The sequence below is a fragment of the Mesorhizobium sp. AR02 genome, assembly GCF_024746835.1.
Taxonomy (GTDB): domain Bacteria; phylum Pseudomonadota; class Alphaproteobacteria; order Rhizobiales; family Rhizobiaceae; genus Mesorhizobium.
Genome location: NZ_CP080531.1, coordinates 3,825,978 through 3,843,607, shown reverse-complemented (window position 1 = coordinate 3,843,607; position 17,630 = coordinate 3,825,978). Strand labels below are relative to the sequence as shown.

17 protein-coding genes and 2 pseudogenes are annotated in these 17,630 nt (G+C 56.3%); 4 read left to right on the top strand and 15 right to left on the bottom strand.

All coding sequences use genetic code 11. The annotated features are described in order from the left end of the window. Positions 1-158: 158 nt before the first annotated feature. The 6 genes from DBIPINDM_RS22780 to DBIPINDM_RS43645 form a co-directional block, all read right to left on the bottom strand. Complete coding sequence (locus DBIPINDM_RS22780; protein WP_318036891.1) at positions 159-941, bottom strand: amino acid ABC transporter ATP-binding protein; 783 nt, start codon at positions 939-941, stop codon at positions 159-161. After that, positions 941-1,915 (bottom strand): amino acid ABC transporter permease, encoded by a 975-nt coding sequence (locus DBIPINDM_RS22775; RefSeq protein ID WP_258581340.1) that lies wholly within the window; start codon positions 1,913-1,915, stop codon positions 941-943. Before DBIPINDM_RS22775 ends, DBIPINDM_RS22780 begins: the two co-directional genes overlap by 1 nt. Then, positions 1,915-3,030 (bottom strand): ABC transporter permease subunit, encoded by a 1,116-nt coding sequence (locus DBIPINDM_RS22770; RefSeq protein ID WP_258581339.1) that lies wholly within the window; start codon positions 3,028-3,030, stop codon positions 1,915-1,917. The genes DBIPINDM_RS22775 and DBIPINDM_RS22770 overlap by 1 nt, the downstream gene beginning before the upstream one ends. Before the next feature lie 135 nt (positions 3,031-3,165). After that, a complete protein-coding gene (locus tag DBIPINDM_RS22765; RefSeq protein WP_258581338.1) occupies positions 3,166-4,203 on the bottom strand; it encodes a transporter substrate-binding domain-containing protein in 1,038 nt (345 codons plus the stop codon). Between the two features lie 174 nt (positions 4,204-4,377). Continuing rightward, positions 4,378-4,503: a hypothetical protein gene (locus tag DBIPINDM_RS22760; protein ID WP_258581337.1), complete on the bottom strand. Its 126-nt coding sequence runs from the start codon at positions 4,501-4,503 to the stop codon at positions 4,378-4,380. Between the two features lie 12 nt (positions 4,504-4,515). Further along, complete coding sequence (locus tag DBIPINDM_RS43645) at positions 4,516-4,761, bottom strand: transposase (RefSeq protein ID WP_416361787.1); 246 nt, start codon at positions 4,759-4,761, stop codon at positions 4,516-4,518. An 863-nt stretch (positions 4,762-5,624) separates the two neighbouring features. Here DBIPINDM_RS43645 and DBIPINDM_RS22755 point away from each other — a divergent pair. Then, positions 5,625-6,878, top strand: a complete 1,254-nt coding sequence (locus DBIPINDM_RS22755; protein ID WP_258581336.1) for an amidohydrolase — start codon at positions 5,625-5,627, stop codon at positions 6,876-6,878. Then, positions 6,875-7,216, top strand: a complete 342-nt coding sequence (locus DBIPINDM_RS22750; RefSeq protein ID WP_318036890.1) for an oligopeptide/dipeptide ABC transporter ATP-binding protein — start codon at positions 6,875-6,877, stop codon at positions 7,214-7,216. The genes DBIPINDM_RS22755 and DBIPINDM_RS22750 overlap by 4 nt, the downstream gene beginning before the upstream one ends. Positions 7,217-8,167: 951 nt before the next feature. Here DBIPINDM_RS22750 and DBIPINDM_RS43340 read toward each other — a convergent pair. Both DBIPINDM_RS43340 and DBIPINDM_RS22740 read right to left on the bottom strand, forming a co-directional pair. Next, a pseudogene (locus tag DBIPINDM_RS43340) lies at positions 8,168-8,286 on the bottom strand (amidase family protein); the annotation flags it as partial. 44 nt (positions 8,287-8,330) lie between these two features. Next, a complete protein-coding gene (locus DBIPINDM_RS22740; RefSeq protein ID WP_258589480.1) occupies positions 8,331-8,594 on the bottom strand; it encodes a hypothetical protein in 264 nt (87 codons plus the stop codon). Between DBIPINDM_RS22740 and DBIPINDM_RS22735 the strand changes: the two genes are divergently transcribed. Further along, complete coding sequence (locus DBIPINDM_RS22735; RefSeq protein WP_258581333.1) at positions 8,588-9,814, top strand: ATP-grasp domain-containing protein; 1,227 nt, start codon at positions 8,588-8,590, stop codon at positions 9,812-9,814. The two genes, DBIPINDM_RS22740 and DBIPINDM_RS22735, sit on opposite strands and share 7 nt — an antisense overlap. A 165-nt stretch (positions 9,815-9,979) precedes the next feature. On the opposite strand, the pseudogene DBIPINDM_RS22730 reads toward DBIPINDM_RS22735, so the two are convergent. From DBIPINDM_RS22730 to DBIPINDM_RS22720, 3 genes and pseudogenes are all read right to left on the bottom strand, one after another. Further along, positions 9,980-10,206 (bottom strand): annotated as a pseudogene (locus DBIPINDM_RS22730) (hypothetical protein); the annotation flags it as partial. Between the two features lie 106 nt (positions 10,207-10,312). After that, the gene (locus DBIPINDM_RS22725) at positions 10,313-10,600 is read right to left on the bottom strand and encodes a hypothetical protein (RefSeq protein ID WP_318036889.1); all 288 of its coding nucleotides are present in this window, start codon (positions 10,598-10,600) and stop codon (positions 10,313-10,315) included. A 62-nt stretch (positions 10,601-10,662) separates the two neighbouring features. Then, positions 10,663-10,866 (bottom strand): hypothetical protein, encoded by a 204-nt coding sequence (locus DBIPINDM_RS22720; protein WP_258581332.1) that lies wholly within the window; start codon positions 10,864-10,866, stop codon positions 10,663-10,665. A gap of 588 nt (positions 10,867-11,454) precedes the next feature. On the opposite strand from DBIPINDM_RS22720, the gene DBIPINDM_RS22715 reads away from it, so the two are divergent. Then, the gene (locus tag DBIPINDM_RS22715; protein ID WP_258581331.1) at positions 11,455-12,762 is read left to right on the top strand and encodes a CapA family protein; all 1,308 of its coding nucleotides are present in this window, start codon (positions 11,455-11,457) and stop codon (positions 12,760-12,762) included. A 950-nt stretch (positions 12,763-13,712) separates the two neighbouring features. Here the strand turns inward: DBIPINDM_RS22715 and DBIPINDM_RS22710 are convergent. From DBIPINDM_RS22710 to DBIPINDM_RS22695, 4 genes are read right to left on the bottom strand one after another with little or no spacing between them, the layout of a single operon-like run. Then, entirely contained in the window at positions 13,713-14,714 is a 1,002-nt protein-coding gene (locus tag DBIPINDM_RS22710; RefSeq protein WP_258581330.1) for an ABC transporter ATP-binding protein, read from the bottom strand. Beyond that, on the bottom strand, positions 14,707-15,717 hold the full coding sequence (locus DBIPINDM_RS22705; protein ID WP_258581329.1) for an ABC transporter ATP-binding protein: 1,011 nt from the start codon (positions 15,715-15,717) through the stop codon (positions 14,707-14,709). The genes DBIPINDM_RS22710 and DBIPINDM_RS22705 overlap by 8 nt, the downstream gene beginning before the upstream one ends. Then, positions 15,714-16,646 (bottom strand): ABC transporter permease, encoded by a 933-nt coding sequence (locus DBIPINDM_RS22700; protein WP_258581328.1) that lies wholly within the window; start codon positions 16,644-16,646, stop codon positions 15,714-15,716. Before DBIPINDM_RS22700 ends, DBIPINDM_RS22705 begins: the two co-directional genes overlap by 4 nt. Further along, complete coding sequence (locus DBIPINDM_RS22695) at positions 16,643-17,617, bottom strand: ABC transporter permease (RefSeq protein ID WP_258581327.1); 975 nt, start codon at positions 17,615-17,617, stop codon at positions 16,643-16,645. The genes DBIPINDM_RS22700 and DBIPINDM_RS22695 overlap by 4 nt, the downstream gene beginning before the upstream one ends. Positions 17,618-17,630: the final 13 nt, after the last annotated feature.

The window sequence follows — 17,630 nt, the reverse complement described above, 5'->3', positions numbered from 1 at the left end:
TTTATTCCGATAATCGAGAGCAATACCGGCACTAGCTTCATTTGAGCCAGCGCTCGGAGAAGTGAGTGGGCGGCAGCGAGCATCTATTTCAAGCGGGAGGGCGTTAGAAACCACATCCGCCCACCCGGCGCTGGCATCGCCGCATTATGCTCTTGATTTTAGTGCTTCAGCACACGAGACAAAAAGGTTCGGGTACGTTCATTACTCGGCGCGTCAAAAATCTGCGCGGGCTGTCCCGCCTCCACGATGGCACCGCGATCCATATAGATGACGCGGTCGGCTACCTCGCGGGCAAAACCCATTTCATGCGTGACAATCATCATTGTCATGCCATCGGTGCGGAGTTCGCGCATGACGTCCAGCACCTCACCCACCAATTCCGGATCGAGCGCCGACGTGGGTTCATCGAACAACATAACGTGCGGCTCCATCGCGAGCGAACGTGCAATGGCCACGCGCTGCTGCTGGCCGCCCGACAGCTGGCCGGGGTATTTTTGCCCCTGGTCTCGCAGGCCGACACGGTCGAGCAAACCCCATGCGACAGCCTCCGCCTCGTCGCGCGACTTGCGGCGGACGCGCATCGGGGCAAGAGCAATGTTCTCGAGTACCGTCTTGTGGGGAAACAGGTTAAACTGCTGGAAAACCATTCCCACGCCGCGCCGGATTCGATGCAGCGTCTTCTCGCCCCCGAATTGCAGGTCCTCTGTCGTCGGCATCGAAAATCCGTCAACCACCAAGGAACCGGTCTGATGCGTTTCCAGGCCATTGACGCAGCGGATCAGAGTGGACTTGCCGGAGCCGCTAGCGCCAATAACCACCACCACCTCACCCGCCGCCACCGACAACGTCACGTCGCGCAAAGCCTGGTACTTTCCGAAAAATTTGTTGACGTTGGCAAAGGCCACCATCGCCGGACTGGAACCGTCAGACCGTATTGTCATCAACGTGTACTCCGCTGCATATGGGTCTCAATTCGCCGCGCTCCGAAAGTGATCGCCGAGCCGATAACGAAGTATACAGCGAACATGAACAAGTAGATTTCGCTTGTCTGATTGCTCGCAGCCGGATCCGCCAGAACCATCTGCCCGGCGCGCAGGAAGTCCGTTAGACCGATGATAAACACAAGCGTTGCGCCGTTGAAGATGTCGAGCACGTTGCTGACCAGCGCCGGCTGCACTACCCGGATCGCCTGCGGCAGGACTATCTCAATTGCAACTGTCCAGTCCGACATGCCGAGCGAGCGCGCTGCTTCCCGCTGTCCGCGCGGCACAGCTTGAAGACCACTGCGTACATACTCGGCCACATAAGCGGCATTGAAGATAGTGAACCCGACCATACCGCGCGCGAGAGAGGATATCGAGGCCTCCGGCATGAACAGCGGTACTGTGATCCAAATCCAATAGACAACGAGTATCAACGGCACCGACCGCATCACCTCGATATATCCGGCACAACAGGCTCGCAGACTCGGGTTGCGGCTGGAGCGGCCCAACGCGAGTAAGATACCGAGCGGCAGGGACGCCGCTGACACGACCACCGTCAGCATAATGCTGAGCAGAAGCCCGCCCCATCGGTCGAGCCCGGGCGGTGCCAGAACAAATACAGCGGCCCCGCAGGCAGTCAGCCAGATGGCCGCAGCAAACCGATGCAGCCGAGGCAGTAGCAAGGCACCGATCGCTGTGCACAGAATGGCCAGCGTCAACCAGGCACGCCATATCTCCTCCGGTGGGTACAAGCCGGTCAGGAGCAACCGCAGACTCTCGTAAATTCCCTGCCAGTGCGCGCGCCAGATTACCCATTGCAGCAACGTTGCTGCCAGCCAGGCGCATAGCCCGAGGACCAGTATCGATAGCACCGAATCGAATGGGGTCGAGAATAGATTACGGCGAGTCCATCTATGCAAACTGGTCGCCATTATCGCGCTCCCGTCAGGATGCGTCTATTCAAGGTATTTATGAAGGCACTGATCACCCAGCTCAGCAGCAGATACATCACCATGACGATCAACACCGTCTCCAGATCGCGGCCCGTTTGGTTGGCCACCGTGCCACTAACATTGAACAAGTCCGGGAAGCCGATGGCTATACCGATCGACGTATCCTTTGTGAGACTGATATAGCGGTTGCCGAGCGAAGGAAGAATAATCCGAAATACTTGTGGGAGGATTACATCTCGAATCGTATCACGCCGCGATAGACCTAGTGCCGCCGCCGCCTCCCACTGTCCTTTGGGCAAGCCTTCAATCGCACCTCTGACGATCTCCGCGATGTACGCTGCGCTGTTTATCACGATGGCAAGCAAGATGGCTGACATCTCGGCCGTAAGCTGAATACCGCCCGTCGCGCCGAAGCGTCCGAGTACCGGCAAATCCAGATCGATGCGGAAGCCAGTCGCGTAGCTCGCACCAACAGCACATAGTCCGGCACTCAATAGCGCCAAACGCCGCCGCGCAGGGAAGCGTCGCAGACAAGCCGCGACCAAGAGGATCGCTCCGACCGCGACCAAAGCGGCCGACACTGGCCCTACACTCTCTGATAGTTGCGGCAGAGGCAGAAACACGCCGGATTGCCCTGCGACGAACCACTTGTGGACATTCGTGATAGCTGTAACCGGCGATATCCGGAGCATGACCGCGAAATACCAGAACATAAGTTGGATCAATAGCGGCGTGTTGCGAATGAACTCGCCTATCGTAAAGGCCAGGTTGCGAATTAGCCAGTTACTCGACAGACGAGCAACTCCAAACCCGACTCCAATAATTGTGCTGAAGATAATGGCCAGAAGCGCCACTTTGATAGAATTAAAAAGGCCTGCGGCCATCATCGCAGCGTTCGTCGACGCAGAACTCGCACCTTCGAAGGTTGGCCACCATCCATTCCAAGTGGGAGAGAGGCCCTCGGCTATATTAAAGCCCGACGCTTTTGAAAGATAACCGAAGCCGAATTCGATACCTCGACTTGCCAAGGTCCGCTGGATTGTAATAGCCCCAAGGACAACTAGCCCGATTGCTACCGATACAAACGCCGGCATGGATGACTGTGTGCCGCACACGAGCGGCGTACCGCCGAGTAGGCGGCGGCATGAGCCGCCGCCGGGTTAGATCTGCCATCGGATCAGGATCCGTAGCATGACCAGGCATATTTACCGTCTCGACCACAGGTCACATCACAGCCAGAGCGGAGAGAATAACAGACCACCGTTCAGCCAGAGCGCATTGGCTGTGTGATCGCGGGGGAGGTAATAAGGTGTCTTCGGACCCAAGTTGCGGTCGTAGATTTCGCCATAGTTGCCGACGGCCTTGATCATGTCAGCCACGAAACTGTTGGACACGTGGAAGTCCGTGCCGAATCCACCGTTCACGCCAAGGAACTTTTGGATGTCCGGATCGCCTGATTTTTCCATTTCCTCCAGGTTAGCGGTGGTGACACCCCACTCTTCCGCCTGAAATAACGCGAAAATACTCCACCTCAATAGGTTGCGCCATTGCGAGTCGTTTTCAGCTACGAAGCCGGCAAATGGCCCTTTACCCGTCGATACCGGCAGGATCTCGTAGTCGGCGGGATTCGGTGAATTACCGCGCCAGGCGGCCAGAGAGGTTTTGTCTCCTGCCATCGCATTGCACCGGCCGCTGGCCAGAGCAGCAAATAGTTTGTCGTCACCATCGAAGGTTAGAGTCTTAGTGTTCTCCAGCTTCTGAGCCTTAACCAGGTTACTCAAGGCGGCTTCAGTACCAGACCCCTGTGTCGTGCAAATCGTTGCACCGGAAAGATCGCTGACCGTCTTCACGCCCGATGCCGCTTTCACCATGATTCCACCGGTGTCGTAAAAATAGATCGGTAGAAAATCGATTGCGACAGCCGATTCACGCACCGGATAAACGGTCGTGGTCGCAAACGCTACGTCAACTTGGCCAGTTTTCACGGCGTTAAAACGGCTCTTGGTGGTGAGGATCACGAAGTTAATTTTGTCCGGACTGCCCAAAACTGCGGCTGCCATGGCGCGACACAAATCAATATCTAATCCTTCCAACTTTGCCGTTTTGGGATTGAGATAGCCGAAGCCCGGGGTCGTGTTTTGGGTGCCGCAGTTGAGCACGCCGCGCTGCTTGACATCATCAAGTACCGAGGCGCGGGCTGATGGCATCGCCGCGAATGCAAGAGAAAGCCCGGCGCAGAAATAGCCAATGGTCGATGGTACACGCATTTTCTTTAACTCCCCTTGATTGTTGTTAGCGGCCCAAGGTCTTGGCGCCCTGCGCTTTGAGGAGACGCCAAAGACCGCGGTCAGGAAAGCACGACCTTTCGGGAGTGTCCACATATTTATCGAAAAGTAGGACTGTATATTCCGATATATGATAATAATATGCGGCCGATTAGCCTAATTATTGCGGAGCCGGGTGCGGAATGCGACAAGCTTGAGGGCGGCGACATCGTTCTCTGCGAGCCTGTCATAGCGGGCGGTGATACGCCCGAACTCCTTGATCTTGTTGAAGAAACGCGCCACAAGATTGCGCGCCTAGAGGTGAGGACTGAAGCAGATCGGGTCCTTGCGGTTGGCTTTTGGAGGTATGTTGGCCCAGGTCTTGCGTGCGCAGGCGGCTCTCCGCAGCGCGTCTGCTTCATATCCTTTGTCCGTAAGCAGCGTCGCTCCTTCCCTAAGGCTGGCGAGCATTTCGGGAGCCGAGGCGATGTCGGGCAGTCGGCGGGTGAGCCTCACGACACCTCGGATCGGTCGCCCTTGCGCATCGACGAGCGCGTGGATCTTGGTGGTGAGCCCGCCTCGGGACCGACCCAGACATTGATCTCGATCCCCCTTTTTGCCATCGCCCCCCTGTTAGTGGATACGCACGAATGGAGGTGCCAATCATCTGGACCTGGCCGTCGTAAGCCTTTGTGATTGCGTAGGCCCCACCCCCCTTGCACTATCGGTTGAAGCGGTTGTAGGTCGTCGTTGGGGGGCCGTCGCGCTCCGGCAGGTCAGCCTAGCGGCGCGCCGAGCGCGCAGCTATCCAGACTGCAGTTCCCGCGCGTTTGATCGAGGAGGCCTTCCGGCCGAGGTGACGGCTGCCGAGGTGCTCGTCTTCATGAGCGCCGGACAAAGTTGTGCAATCTTATCCCCTTCTCGTGTTTTCAACGGTACGAATGCCCGTAACGCACGCCCTGAGTTTCTCATTTTTCGGAATAAACCGAGCGAATATATGATACGTCTATAGACATCATGATGCCTATGTGGCACCCCATTTTAAGAGCTCATGAACACCTCGAAAAAGGGGAGCCATCTGGGACGTGGTCAAATGATATGTCTTATCAGCTACCTCGCTCGGTTTAAGGCACTATTGAGGTAAACTTAAGAAAAGCCGATCGTGTTGGCGCACCAACGTCTCGACACCCCAGAATATCTCACCTGTTAAGTTCCAACAGGAAAGTACATTCTCGCGCGTATTCTCAACGCCTGCGCTAGATACCAGCGGCGGACTTGGTTGCTGTCGCCCTCTGATTGGTTGTAGATGGGGGTGAGCTTCCGCTTCACAGCAAGCCGCGCTGCGGCTGTGAATTTACAACTAAGGTAGTAGAACAGTGATTAACCCCCACCGACAAATCGCACAATGGGTCGAAGAGACGCCATTGTTTGACACCCATGAGCATTTGATTGAAGAAAGTCAGCGCGTCTCCGGCACGCTTGATCCGCGCTGCCTCCCGTGTGACGACTGGGCCTATCTGTTTCGATCCTACGCTGCCGAGGATTTGGTTGTCGCAGGTCTGCAGCCAGCCGAATTGCGGAAGTTCCTTGGACCAGATCTATCAAGCGACGCGAAATATCAGCTGATCGCTCCTTACTGGGAGCGAATTCGCCACACCGGTTACGCCCAGGCTCTCCGCTACACCTTTCGGGGTCTTTACGGTGAAGAAGACCTAACCGCAGAGAGCCTGCCTCGCATCGCCGAGAAATACCGCGAGACTGTACAGCCTGGCTTTTACGCCAATATCCTGCGTCGTGCTAACATTGAAGGGTGCCATGTGAATTCGCTGCAGCGCATATTTATGGAAACAGAGCAGCCTGAGCTTCTCGGCCAGGATCTAAGTATCCTCCAATTTGGTCGTTGCAGCGCTGCTGACTTTGCGCGAGTGGAGGCCGAAACAGGAAAACGGCCGACGACGCTTGACGAGTGGCTCGAGATTATCGACTTCTACTTCGCGACATACGGCCCCAGAGCCGTGGCAGTAAAATCTCAAATTGCCTACTCGCGTGCTCTTGATTTCGCGCCTGTCACCCAAGCGCATGCGTCGAGACTATTTCGTCACCATGTGGATAAGGTCGGCGCCTTGCATCCCCTCGGCCCTGAGGACCTCAAGGCAATGCAAGATTATTTATTTCGCTATTGCGTCGGCAAGGCCAGCGAGTGCGATCTGCCAATCAAGTTGCACACCGGCTATGTGGCTGGCTACGGCGTGATGCAACTCGCCCGCACTCGCAGCAATGCCGCCGATCTGTGCCGTCTGCTTCAAGATTTTCCCGATACAAGATTCGTCCTAATGCACATCGGATACCCATACGAGCATGAATTCATTGCACTGGCCAAACATTATCCGAACGTGACGATCGATATGTGCTGGGCGTGGATAATTAATCCAGTGGCGAGTGTTCGGTTTCTGAAGGAATTTCTGGTATCTGTGCCATCTGAAAAAATCTTTACCTTTGGGGGTGATTATGTATCTATCGAGCCAATCTATGGCCACGCCTACATCGCCCGCCGTGGAATTGCGGAGGCGCTATCGCAACTCGTCGCTGAAGGCTGGATCGCACTCGAAGAAACTCGTGACTTGATCGAGAGAATCATGCGCGGCAACGCGCTTCGCTTCTTTCGAAACGGGCGATGACAAGGTTCTACGCAGGTATAGAACGGCTGGACCAGGACCTAGCTCGAGGTTATCGACATCAATTCGCCAGTATGGCGCCGCGAGCCGCCGGCATGGCGGCGGCTCCGACTGCCTGCCACTTCGTCGCGCTACGCGACGCGACCCCGCAGATTGGCGGCAACGCAGGTCGCGCCGAGCTGCCCGCCCTGCAGGGCGAGGTTCCAACCGCCACCCGTGTCCGGAAGGGCTGCCGTTTCCATCCGTGTCGCCCGCTCGCCTTTGACCGCTGCAAATCAGTGGAGCCGCCGTTAGTCGAAGTCGGGCTGCAGCACATGTCCGCGTGCTGGCTGGCGAAGTGAGCCCGGCCTGGCGCTGCTTTGGCCATCGAATTCACATAGTTCGGGCTTTCGGTATCGGCTAATCAGGGAGAGAGCGGGAAGTTGATCTGAGTTTGTCCAAGGTTGGCGCGTTCAAGTGAACTTGCACCTCGCCTCTCAATCGTAGCCGAATCTGGAAGTTTTAGTGTCCTCTAACGCGTCGCGATATTGCGTCGCCCTGCTGCTAGAAGAAGGGCGGGTGTTTCTGTTGGAATAAGCCCTGGCTGATACTCAAGATCGCGCCGCATGTCACCAACAGCGGCAAGAGAAGAAAGGAACTCCGCGATGAGGTTAAATGAATACGTCAACTATGATGCTACCGGTTTGGCCTCTCTGGTAAGAGCGGGGGAAGTAACTTCAGGGGAGCTAACACGGTTAGCGAGGCAGGCTTATAACGCAGTCAATCCGCGCATCAATGCTGTCATCGAGTTTTACGAAGACGGCGAGACCGTCGGCGCGGATGAGGGACGATTTGCCGGCGTTCCATTTCTTCGGAAGGATGTCGGGCCCACGGAAGCTGGGCGTCTCCAGGAAAAAGGAAAGTCGGCTGTTTAAAGGCTACCGCTCCATTACCGAAAGCCATTTCTTCCGACGAGCCCGGGAGGCGGGGCTTCGGACTGTCGGAAGAACAGCAACGCCGGAGTTTGCTGCACCTGGCGCGGCCTTGATCACTTCAAGAGCTACGTCTGGTCCTCGGTCGTGGCTTACAATCTCGTCGTCTTCACGCGCCTCAAGTCCACCTGACACTGACCCATCGGAATTGCGCAGCAGCGGCCAGAGCCGGCCTCGTGGCGTGCGCGCGATCGCGCCCACAACGCCCTTTTCTGCTCGATAGCCGGCCCTCGATCGTGTCCATACCACTCAACGCACACCAAAGGCCAACAAGCCATTGCAAATGCTCGCAAAAAGAAGTGTTTGTGGACGGAAACTAGCTAGACCGAACCATGGATCTTGACCGTTCGGGCCACCAGAATGCGACCGCGAGAGGGGTTCAGCCCGACAAGGCCGCACCAAGCGGCCGGCTGCCGAATAGATCCGCCACCGTCGCCGCCGAGGCTGGCGATCAGACGAACTGGTAGCCCGAGCGCATTGGTGGTCAGTCCGCATCGAGACCGACCCAAGTCTTGGGCATCCGCCCCCTCATATCATGGCTGACGATGGGCTCTCCAGCGCTGCCTGCCAGCGACCAAAACATCGCAACAAATCCTTCAAATAAATTTACAGAATCTTTGCGGCCGCAAATCACTGACAATGATACGTTCAGTACAAGATCTGAGGCAGGCAGGGGCTGAAAAAGCTGATGCCGTTTTACCTCGACCACAACACAGCGCGCAGCGTCGGAGTTAACAGCAAATGGCAAGAAAAGCACTCATCCTAGTTGAAGGCGCAAGTAATATGCTGCTATACGTCCAAGCAGCACAGCGTCTTGGCCTCCATCCAATTATCCTGTCGGCTGATCCAGTTCGGTACGACTATCTTGCGGCGGAAGGAATTGAGGCAATCCGTGCCGATACAGACAATCTCGATGCGCTGATCGGCGAATGTTCCCGGTTACGTGCGACCTATGGCATTGCTGGCATTACGTCCGCCACGGAGTCTTTCTATGCGACAGTTGGCAAGCTTTGCCGGCATTTCGATCTGCCGGGACCGAATCCTGCATCCATTGAACGATGCTGTGATAAATTCACTCAACGTCAACTCCTTGCGGAGGCCGGCATTGCAATACCGGCTTATTGCTTGGCCGTGAATGCGGCAGACGTAGAAAGCTGTGCTGCGGAGATCGGCTTGCCGGTTGTACTTAAGCCGGCCGTAGGCATCGGCAGCATTGGTGTCCGATTGTGCCACAATGTCGATGAGTTAATCAAACATACGGCTTATCTGTTGGGCGGCAAGCACATATGGCGGTCTTCTTCGCCGAGGATACTGGTCGAAGAATTCATACAAGGCCCCTACTACGCCGCTGACATAATGGGAAATGAGGTTATTGGGATTGGCGCCGGCGACTTCGGCCCTCCGCCGCATTTTGTCTTTCGTCAGTTCACCTATCCGGCCCTTCTGACCGATGAGGAGCATAACCGAATCGCCGACGTTTCGTCGAGCTGTTTGCGAACTCTCGGCCTTGGCTGGGGGCCAACGAACATTGAATTCCGGTGCACGAGGGGTGGCCCAGTCGTCATTGAAGTCAATCCGCGTATGGCTGGCACGCCCGATCCCCAACTGGTTCGGCTGGCTTACGGTGTCGATCTAATCACCGAACACATCAAGCTCGTCATCGGAGACCCATGGGATTTGTGTAGGAGGCATTCGCACACTGCCGCCGCGCGATTCCTGGTTGCTGATCGCGATGGCACCCTCGATTGGATTGGTGGCGACAGCCGGGCGGCTGCCATACCGGGTGTCGCTGAGGTCGAATTGTATGTTAAACCCAAGACGCCGGTCGTCAGGAAAGGCGATTACCGAGACTGGATAGGACATGTCATCGTCGCTTCAGCCAGCCATGCTCAGACCCAGGCAACACTGCAGCGCGCGGTCGACTTGGTCGATTGGTCAATCACGCCATTTCCGACCCTTGGCGAATAGGAACAATCTGCTGCTGCACCTCCCAGCGCTGGTGGCTTAAGGCAAGAGTTGATCGTGGCCGAACATTGGTGCAATTGTCTGAATCCGAGATGCCAAGCTGAGGCATGTGGGATAGGTTTGTTCCCCCAAAGCCTCGTTATAGCACCCCAACCCTGTGGATTCCAACGCGAGAACCGTCTCGACTTCGCCGTCGGCGACAAGTATGGCCGCCGTGCGATGTCCATAATCGGCGATCGGTTCGTGCGATACCAATAGATGGCCTTATCAACATCGCCGGTGAGTTCCGTCGCTGCCGAAATCACCTTCACCATCTCGGGCATTCATGCGCCCTGCAGGCGCTCCAACGAGGGATTGCGTAGCATATTTCGATGGATACCTGTCAGCTGGGCAACCTTCACGGCCCAGAATAAAGGCCCGACGTTTTTACAGTACCGCCTCTCTCCTCGGTCAGGAGACTCTGAATGTCATACGCGCCCGTCCGACAGGGTCGTCCGTTGGCTAAGCCCACCCGACATGATCTTTCTTTGAAAGTTTCAGAAACAGATCGACCCAGAATCGGTATTCCGGATCGTTACGGTTGCCAGACGCTTCGAAGGCGCAATAAGCGACCGACGTCGCAAGGTCCTTGCCATGCTTTTCGGTCGCTGCGTCTATCGCCTCGTCGTCAGTTAATCCCTGCCATCCCTCAACGACGCTGCCGCAATTTCCCATATCCATGCCCTCGATCTGCTTGTCAAATATATACCCGTTCTGGCCCTGCTTAACAGTTTGCACGATGCCGATCATAGGGCAGTGGATGCACGACGGCTGGGTTTCCAAATGCGCCGGGGGCGGCGTCAATACCCATTTCAGACGATGGTATTTTCCGCCACGATCGACAAGACACAAAGGGTCACGGAGAGATGGCGATGAGCCTCATGACCTGCCAGCCGGCTGAGATGACCGGATACAACGAATTGTTCGCCTGATGAGGGCGAACGGGCGGCGGCGCCTCCACCTTCCTCTGGAAGACCGATCCCAACCACATCATCGCCGCCGTCAACCGTGAGCATCAACCGTTGGGATCATATAATCCGATGTTTCGCTGGGATCAAAGTAATTTATGTGAACCCCGTGTTATTTATTTTTGCAATATATTGTAATATCATTTAACACCCGTCGTCAGCGCCGGCTGCTATATCGACACTTGTGTCTGCTATACTGCCAGTATGCTCTGCCGGCATCTGGTGTATAACAACAGATATAGACGTTCCGAAAGGCTTTGTGGTCCGATATCTTTCAGGGACCGCGTCGATTTGCGGGTTTCCTGGGCAAGTCTAACCAATGCAGGCTCATGGGTACGATCCAAGAACCATCCGGCATCGGTCAATTTCCTGAGCGCGGTCTGGACGAAGCGCCCTGGGGCCTTGCCGTCGGCATCGGCGGGTCCCGTGTCGCGACACTCGGAGAGTCTATCAATTTTCGGAACAAAAAAGTTATCCATCGGTAAAATGCAGATCGCGTCAGAAGGTTGTCCTGTATTCTCCCCGACCTAGAGCGATTAGCATCAGGCGGTCTCAAATATGGGCGTTGGCTGGCACAAATCTGGCTCTACGACATTAGAAAATCTTGCCCTATGGCGAGGCTGAATGGAGACTAAAATGAGCGTTATGCGACGACACCTGCCCGTTAGCATGTTCGACGCGTTTAAACCCGAATCGCCGTTGATAGGGGTAGCAGCAAAATGCGCTTTGCTCGTTAACTATTGGGATCGTCCGTATGCGGACGCCGCCACAGATGCTGCAGAAATTGAATTTTTTGATGACGTATACTGGTGGTACAAAAGCGTGCGGCCGATCACAAAACCAGAAAAAAATGCTTCTGAATTCCTGGCCAGGCGGGACAGGTCTATTGTTAAATTGCCCAGCGGCTTCGCAATTAAGTCAGCGCTCACACTTGGGGCTGCGGGTGATTTGATCCAAACGGAAGGAATTGAACATTCTAAAGATATCCTATTTTCAAATGTAAGAGACATACTGTTCGACAAGGAAATATCATTTGCTAACTATGAATCCGTAGTCGGCCACGAAGACGTAGTTAAGAAGGCTATTGCCGATACAGGTTCGTTTACGGTATGTTCTACATCTGACCAATATTTAGCCATGGTTCAACATAGGGGAAAATATTTTACGGTCCTCAACACGGCAAACAATCACGCCTTGGATCTCGGTCTGGATGGTCTGGAGAACACCCAAAGGCTGCTTGAGCAAAATGGAATAATGAATGTAGGCACGCCTCGAAACTTGGAGGAATACGGCAGGGCGAGCATACTTGTATCTAAGGGAATTAAAATAGGCTTCGTTTCAGCAACATTTGGCATTAGAAAATTTAAGCTGCTACCTGATGATAAGCATCGTATTCATGTAGCCAAACTTAATTCCAAGCACGTTGAGCCTGATCTCGAATTGCTCATAAGCCAAATTGCGGACTGCAAGGCTCAGGGCTGTGATTTCATGGTTGCTTCGCTTCACTGGGGTTGGGAATTTGAATTCTTCCCTCGGCAAAGCCAAATTGAGACCGCGCACACTTTGGTCGAGGCTGGGGTAGATCTAATATTGGGGCATCATCCTCATGTTATTCAACCTGTTGAATATTATCGCACAAGACGCGACCCAAATCGGATTGCAGTTATTGCCTATTCACTAGGTAGCACTGCCTTTGGTTGGTTTACTGCGCCGCATTTGCCTTTGAGTTTAATATTAAATCTTGAGCTATGTATGGGTTCTATGAACGGTAGCAGGCACACTTATATTTCCGCCGCAAATGCGATACCGGTGTTCAGGCATTCCTTTTGTGACGGACACCGGCATTTAATGCGTCTTGAAAAGTTAGACGAGCACGTTGCTGGTAATAAGTCTCGCTCCATAAGACAAATGAAAGAGTACGCCGACCTAGTCTTGGGAGGCTGAAGAGAATAAAGGATCAATTTTGACAGAATGCGCCCTATCGAGAGCAGCATGCCCTTACTCGCTGATAGCGGCAAGGCGATGTGCGGTGTGCTGCGCGCCTGCTTGCGCTGCCTATTTCAGACGAAGTTCATTTCGTAGCCTTGTCGATTGCGTGCCGTCAGCGCGCTGTCGTCAACATATCGAACGAACGCGTTACGACGCCGAACTCGCCCAAAGTCGATCCCCACAACCGTCTCGTCGCCAACGCCCTCGAGGCTGAACGGGAACGAGAAGTTGCGGCTGCACCACCGATGTCGTGAAGCGCAAGCCCGTCCTGCGCTTGCTCATCGTCGGTTCCGTTCCCGAGGCGGCCTGGTTCGAGACCAGGCCGGTCGGTTGCTTGGTGCGCCAGGGTCCGAAACGGCGCGCACAGGAAGCTCCTGCTCAAACGTCAGCCGCAATATCGATCGGATGTCCTTCACGCTCGTATGTCTCGCTTGCTTCCGTCTCGGCATTATGTCCTCGCTTAAAATGCGAGGGCAAAATGCCAGATTGGCGCTTACGAAAATCGATCTCTAAACCCGTCATCAGCTTGTCCGCGACTTACTGAAACGGATGTCCCGTACTTACTGAAATCCTTGGCCGCGACTTACTGAAATCTGTGTCCCGAACTTTGTGAAACCCGCATCTTGTCGCTGTCAGCGATATGCCGCGCGATCTTGAGTATCATCCAGAGCTTGCTCGAACAGAAACACGCGCCCTCTTCTTCGAGCAGCCGCGCGACGCAACATCGCGCCGCGTAGAAAACACCCTGAAACTTCCAGATTCGGCCACGATTGAAAGGCGAGGTACAAGTTCACTTGAACTCGCAAACCTTCGACATGCTCAAATAAACTTCCCGCTCTGTCCGTGATCAGCCGGCACCGAAAGCCCCAAACGATGCGATGGCCAAAGCAGCGCCAGGCCGGGTTTCACTTCGCCAGCCAGCAGGCGGACATGTGCTGCGGTCCCACTTCGATGGCCGGCGGCTCCTCCTCCTTGCAGCGGTCGAAGGCGAGTGGGCAACGCGGATGAAACCGACAGCCCTTCGGCACACGAGCGGCGCTTGGAACCTCGCCTTGCAGGGCCGGAAGCTCGGCGCGACCTGCGTTCCCCCCAATCTGCGGGGTGGCGTTGCGCAAGGCGACGGTATACGGATGGCGGGGGTTGAATGTGATCTCGTCGGCGCTGCCAATCTCCACCAATCGTCCGAGATATAAAACGGCAATCCGGTCGGCGATCAACCACGCGAGCGGCAGGTCATGCGTTATGAACAGCAGCGCCATGTTGTGTTTGTCGCGCAAGCCAATCAGGACCTGAAGAATCTGGGCGCGTATCGAGACATCGAGCATCGACACAGGCTCGTCGGCGACGATGAGCTCCGGCCTAACTGCAAGAGCTCCGGCGATCACAACCCGCTGGCGCTGCCCGCCGGATAGTTCATGTGGGAAGCGGGCGAAGAAATCATTGGGAGGATTGAGGCCGGCGGATGCAAGAGCTTCGCCCACCCGCTCCGCGAGTTGTTTGCTATTCTCGACCAGCCGCAGTGAACGGAGCGGCTCCGCCACGATATCGAACACGGTGTGTCGCGGATTGAGCGCCTGATAAGCATCCTGAAAGATCATTTGCACGCGATGCCGGTAAGGACGTAAAGCCGAGAGGCCTTGAACCGATGTTATGTCGCGGCCTTCGAACAGCAGCCTACCGCCTGTAGGCTGGGCAAGCTTGGTGATCACGCGGCCCACCGTCGTCTTGCCACTTCCCGATTCCCCCACCAGGGCGACGATCTCGCCGCGCCCGACGGTGAGATCGATCCCGTCCACCGCGCGCACAGCGCCGGCAGGTCGGCCCAAGACACGGTCGAACAGTCCGCCTTGGATCGGGAAGTGGACCTGCAGGTTCTCCAGACGCAGGATGTCGGCGGTATCAGGCATGGACTGCAACCTTGTCTTCTTGCGAGGACCGGTGGAGGTGACAGGCCACGCGTCCCCTCTCTAACTTATCGAGGCTGGGGACTTCGGTCGCGCAAACCGCCATGGCCGACGGGCAACGCGGGTGGAAGGCGCAGCCCGCCGGCCGATTCATCAAGTTGGGGGGATCACCGGGTATTGGCCGAATGATCTTCTTGCCGTTCGCCGGGTTCGGGATCGAGTCGATCAGCAGTCGGGTGTAGGGGTGCTTGGGCTCGGCGAAGATCTCGGCGACCGTGCCATCCTCGACGATCCGACCCGCGTACATGATCATCACGCGATCACAGGTCTCGCTAACAACAGAAAGATCGTGGGTGATCAAAATGAGGGCAAGGTTAAGCCGGGATCGCAAGTCACCCAGCAATTTGAGGATTTGAGCCTGTGTAATAACATCCAGGGCTGTCGTCGGCTCGTCACCGATGATGATTGAGGGGCGACACGCGAGCGCCATGGCGATCATCACCCTTTGTCGCATTCCGCCCGACAATTCGTGAGGATAGGCGGAACCGCGATCGGCCGGGATGCCGACGAGTTCGAGCAGTTCTCTTGCCCTCGCGATCGCCGCGCCGCGCGACATGCCGAGCTTCAGGATACATGGCTCGGCGATCTGCTTCATGACGCGGTGAACGGGATTGAGCGCATTCATTGCGCCCTGGAAGACCACGGACGTTTGGCTCCAGCGATGCGGCCGCATCGCAGCGCCGTCGTCGATCGGCAGTCGCTTTCCGCGATAGCGCACCTCGCCCTTGCTGACCCGTGCGTTGGGAGAAAGCAGACCGGCGATCGCCATTGCGGTCGTGGTCTTGCCACTGCCTGATTCACCGACCAGCGCTACGGCTTCGCCGGCGCGGAGCGCAAAGGTCACATTGTCGATCGCTCGCAATGAAACGCCCTTGAGCCCATAGTCGACAGCGAGACTGTCGACTTCCAGAAGCAGCGATACCCTGTCCTGGGAGGGGCTTGTCATGGAATCACCCTGCGGCGTGGATTGAAGGTGTCATCGAGGGCATTGCCAATCAGGACGAAGCTAAGCGAAACCGTGAGCGCGCAAATCCCGGGGGCGCCGAGATACCACCAGGCTCCAGCACTAGCCGCACCGGCGCGCTGCGCGAGCGAAAGCAAAGTTCCCCATGAAGGTTGCAACGGATCGCCAAGCCCCAGGAACGAAAGCGATGTCTCAACATAAATTGCGCCTGCGACGACCAGAGCACCATTGGCTGCGATTTGCGGCACGAGATTGGGGAGGATGTGCCGCACCATGATGCTAAGGTTGCTACTGCCCGCAACGCGCGCGCGATCAACGAATGTTCGCTCCTTAAGCGACAGTGTCTGGCTGCGAACGATGCGTGCCACGAACGCCCAGCTTGTCATGCCGATAACGACAATGATTACAAAAATAGAAGGACGGAACCCGACGATTTCGCCGCCCCGCCCCATCACCTCTACAAGCACGGGTGTGATAACCAGCGCCAGCACGAAGGACGGAACTACGAAAAAGAAATCGGTCAAGCGCATCAGCCAGACGTCGACCCAACCGCCAAAGTAACCTGCGGTCATTCCGACCGTAGCCCCGACAATAAGGCTAATCACGGTCGCCAGCAGCGCGATCGTAAGCGAGATCCTGGCACCATGGCCGACCAGATTAAGCACGTCCCGCCCGACTTCGTCTGTCCCCAGCAGATGCTGGCTTGATGGCGGCGCGAGGAAGTCACCAGTCGCGGTGGCTACGGTCTCAAGCGGTCCCACGAGGATATTGGGCACCGACGCCACCACAAGGAAGAACACCAGACAAAACAGGCCAAGCCGAGCCCCACCATAGCCAAGAAATTGGCGCAGAAAATCTTTGACGGCCCGCGCCCGGGTTCGCGGAGAGTATTGAGTGATACTTTCGCTCATTGTCGGACTCGCGGATCAAGAAGGCCGTAGGCAAGATCAGCGACGAGGTTCGCAACAACGATCGACGCACCAAGCAACAGGAATATGCCTTGAAGGACTGGGTAGTCCCGCGCATTAAGCGCGTCCACCGTCAGTCCGCCGATCCCTGGCCAGGCGAACACGGCTTCGACGGTGATAGCACCGGCAACCACGTAGCCAATATTGAGAGTAATCAGCGTTACGACCGGCAGCATGGCATTGCGAAATGCATGACGTATCAACATCTGACCACTGGAGAGTCCCTTGGCCCGGGCGGTGACCATGTAGTCCTCGGTGACAACGTCGCTCATCGCAGCACGAGCGACCACGACGTATTGGCCGATTAGTCCAAGGGCCACCGCCGTGACCGGAAGCGCGAGATGCCGCAAGTAATCGAGCAACCCATTAAGGGAGCCGCTGATAGCGCCAGGCGAATGTGCACCGTAGCCCGGAAACCAACCCAACGCCGTGCTGAAGATCACAACCAGGATCATGCCGAGCCAGAAAGACGGCGTGGAATAGAGCGCCAGGGAAGCTCCCGTAGCGATATGGTCGACGGCTCCTCCTCTACGCCAACCGGCATAAAGGCCAAGCATGACACCGCATAGGATGGCGATGAATTGGGCCAGACCGACAAGGGCAATGGTGGCCGGCAAGCGCTCCAAGATCAGATCAGCGACATGCCTGCCCCTGAATTTGAAGCTGTAGCCGAAATCGCCATGGAGAGTTGCCGACAAGTAGTCGACCATCTGGTCTGGAAACAGCGGCCGATCGAGGCCCCAGTTCTGGCGCTGCGCCTCCATCTGCTCAGCGGTGACGCTGGTGCGCGCCCCGCCAAGCAGAAGTGCTGCAGGGTCGCCAGGAATGACCCTGAACAAGATGAAATTCAGGATCGCTACCATCAGAAGCGTCACGACCGCCCTGAGAAGGATCCGCCCAAGGCGCCGGCTCATCTCGTCTCGCTTT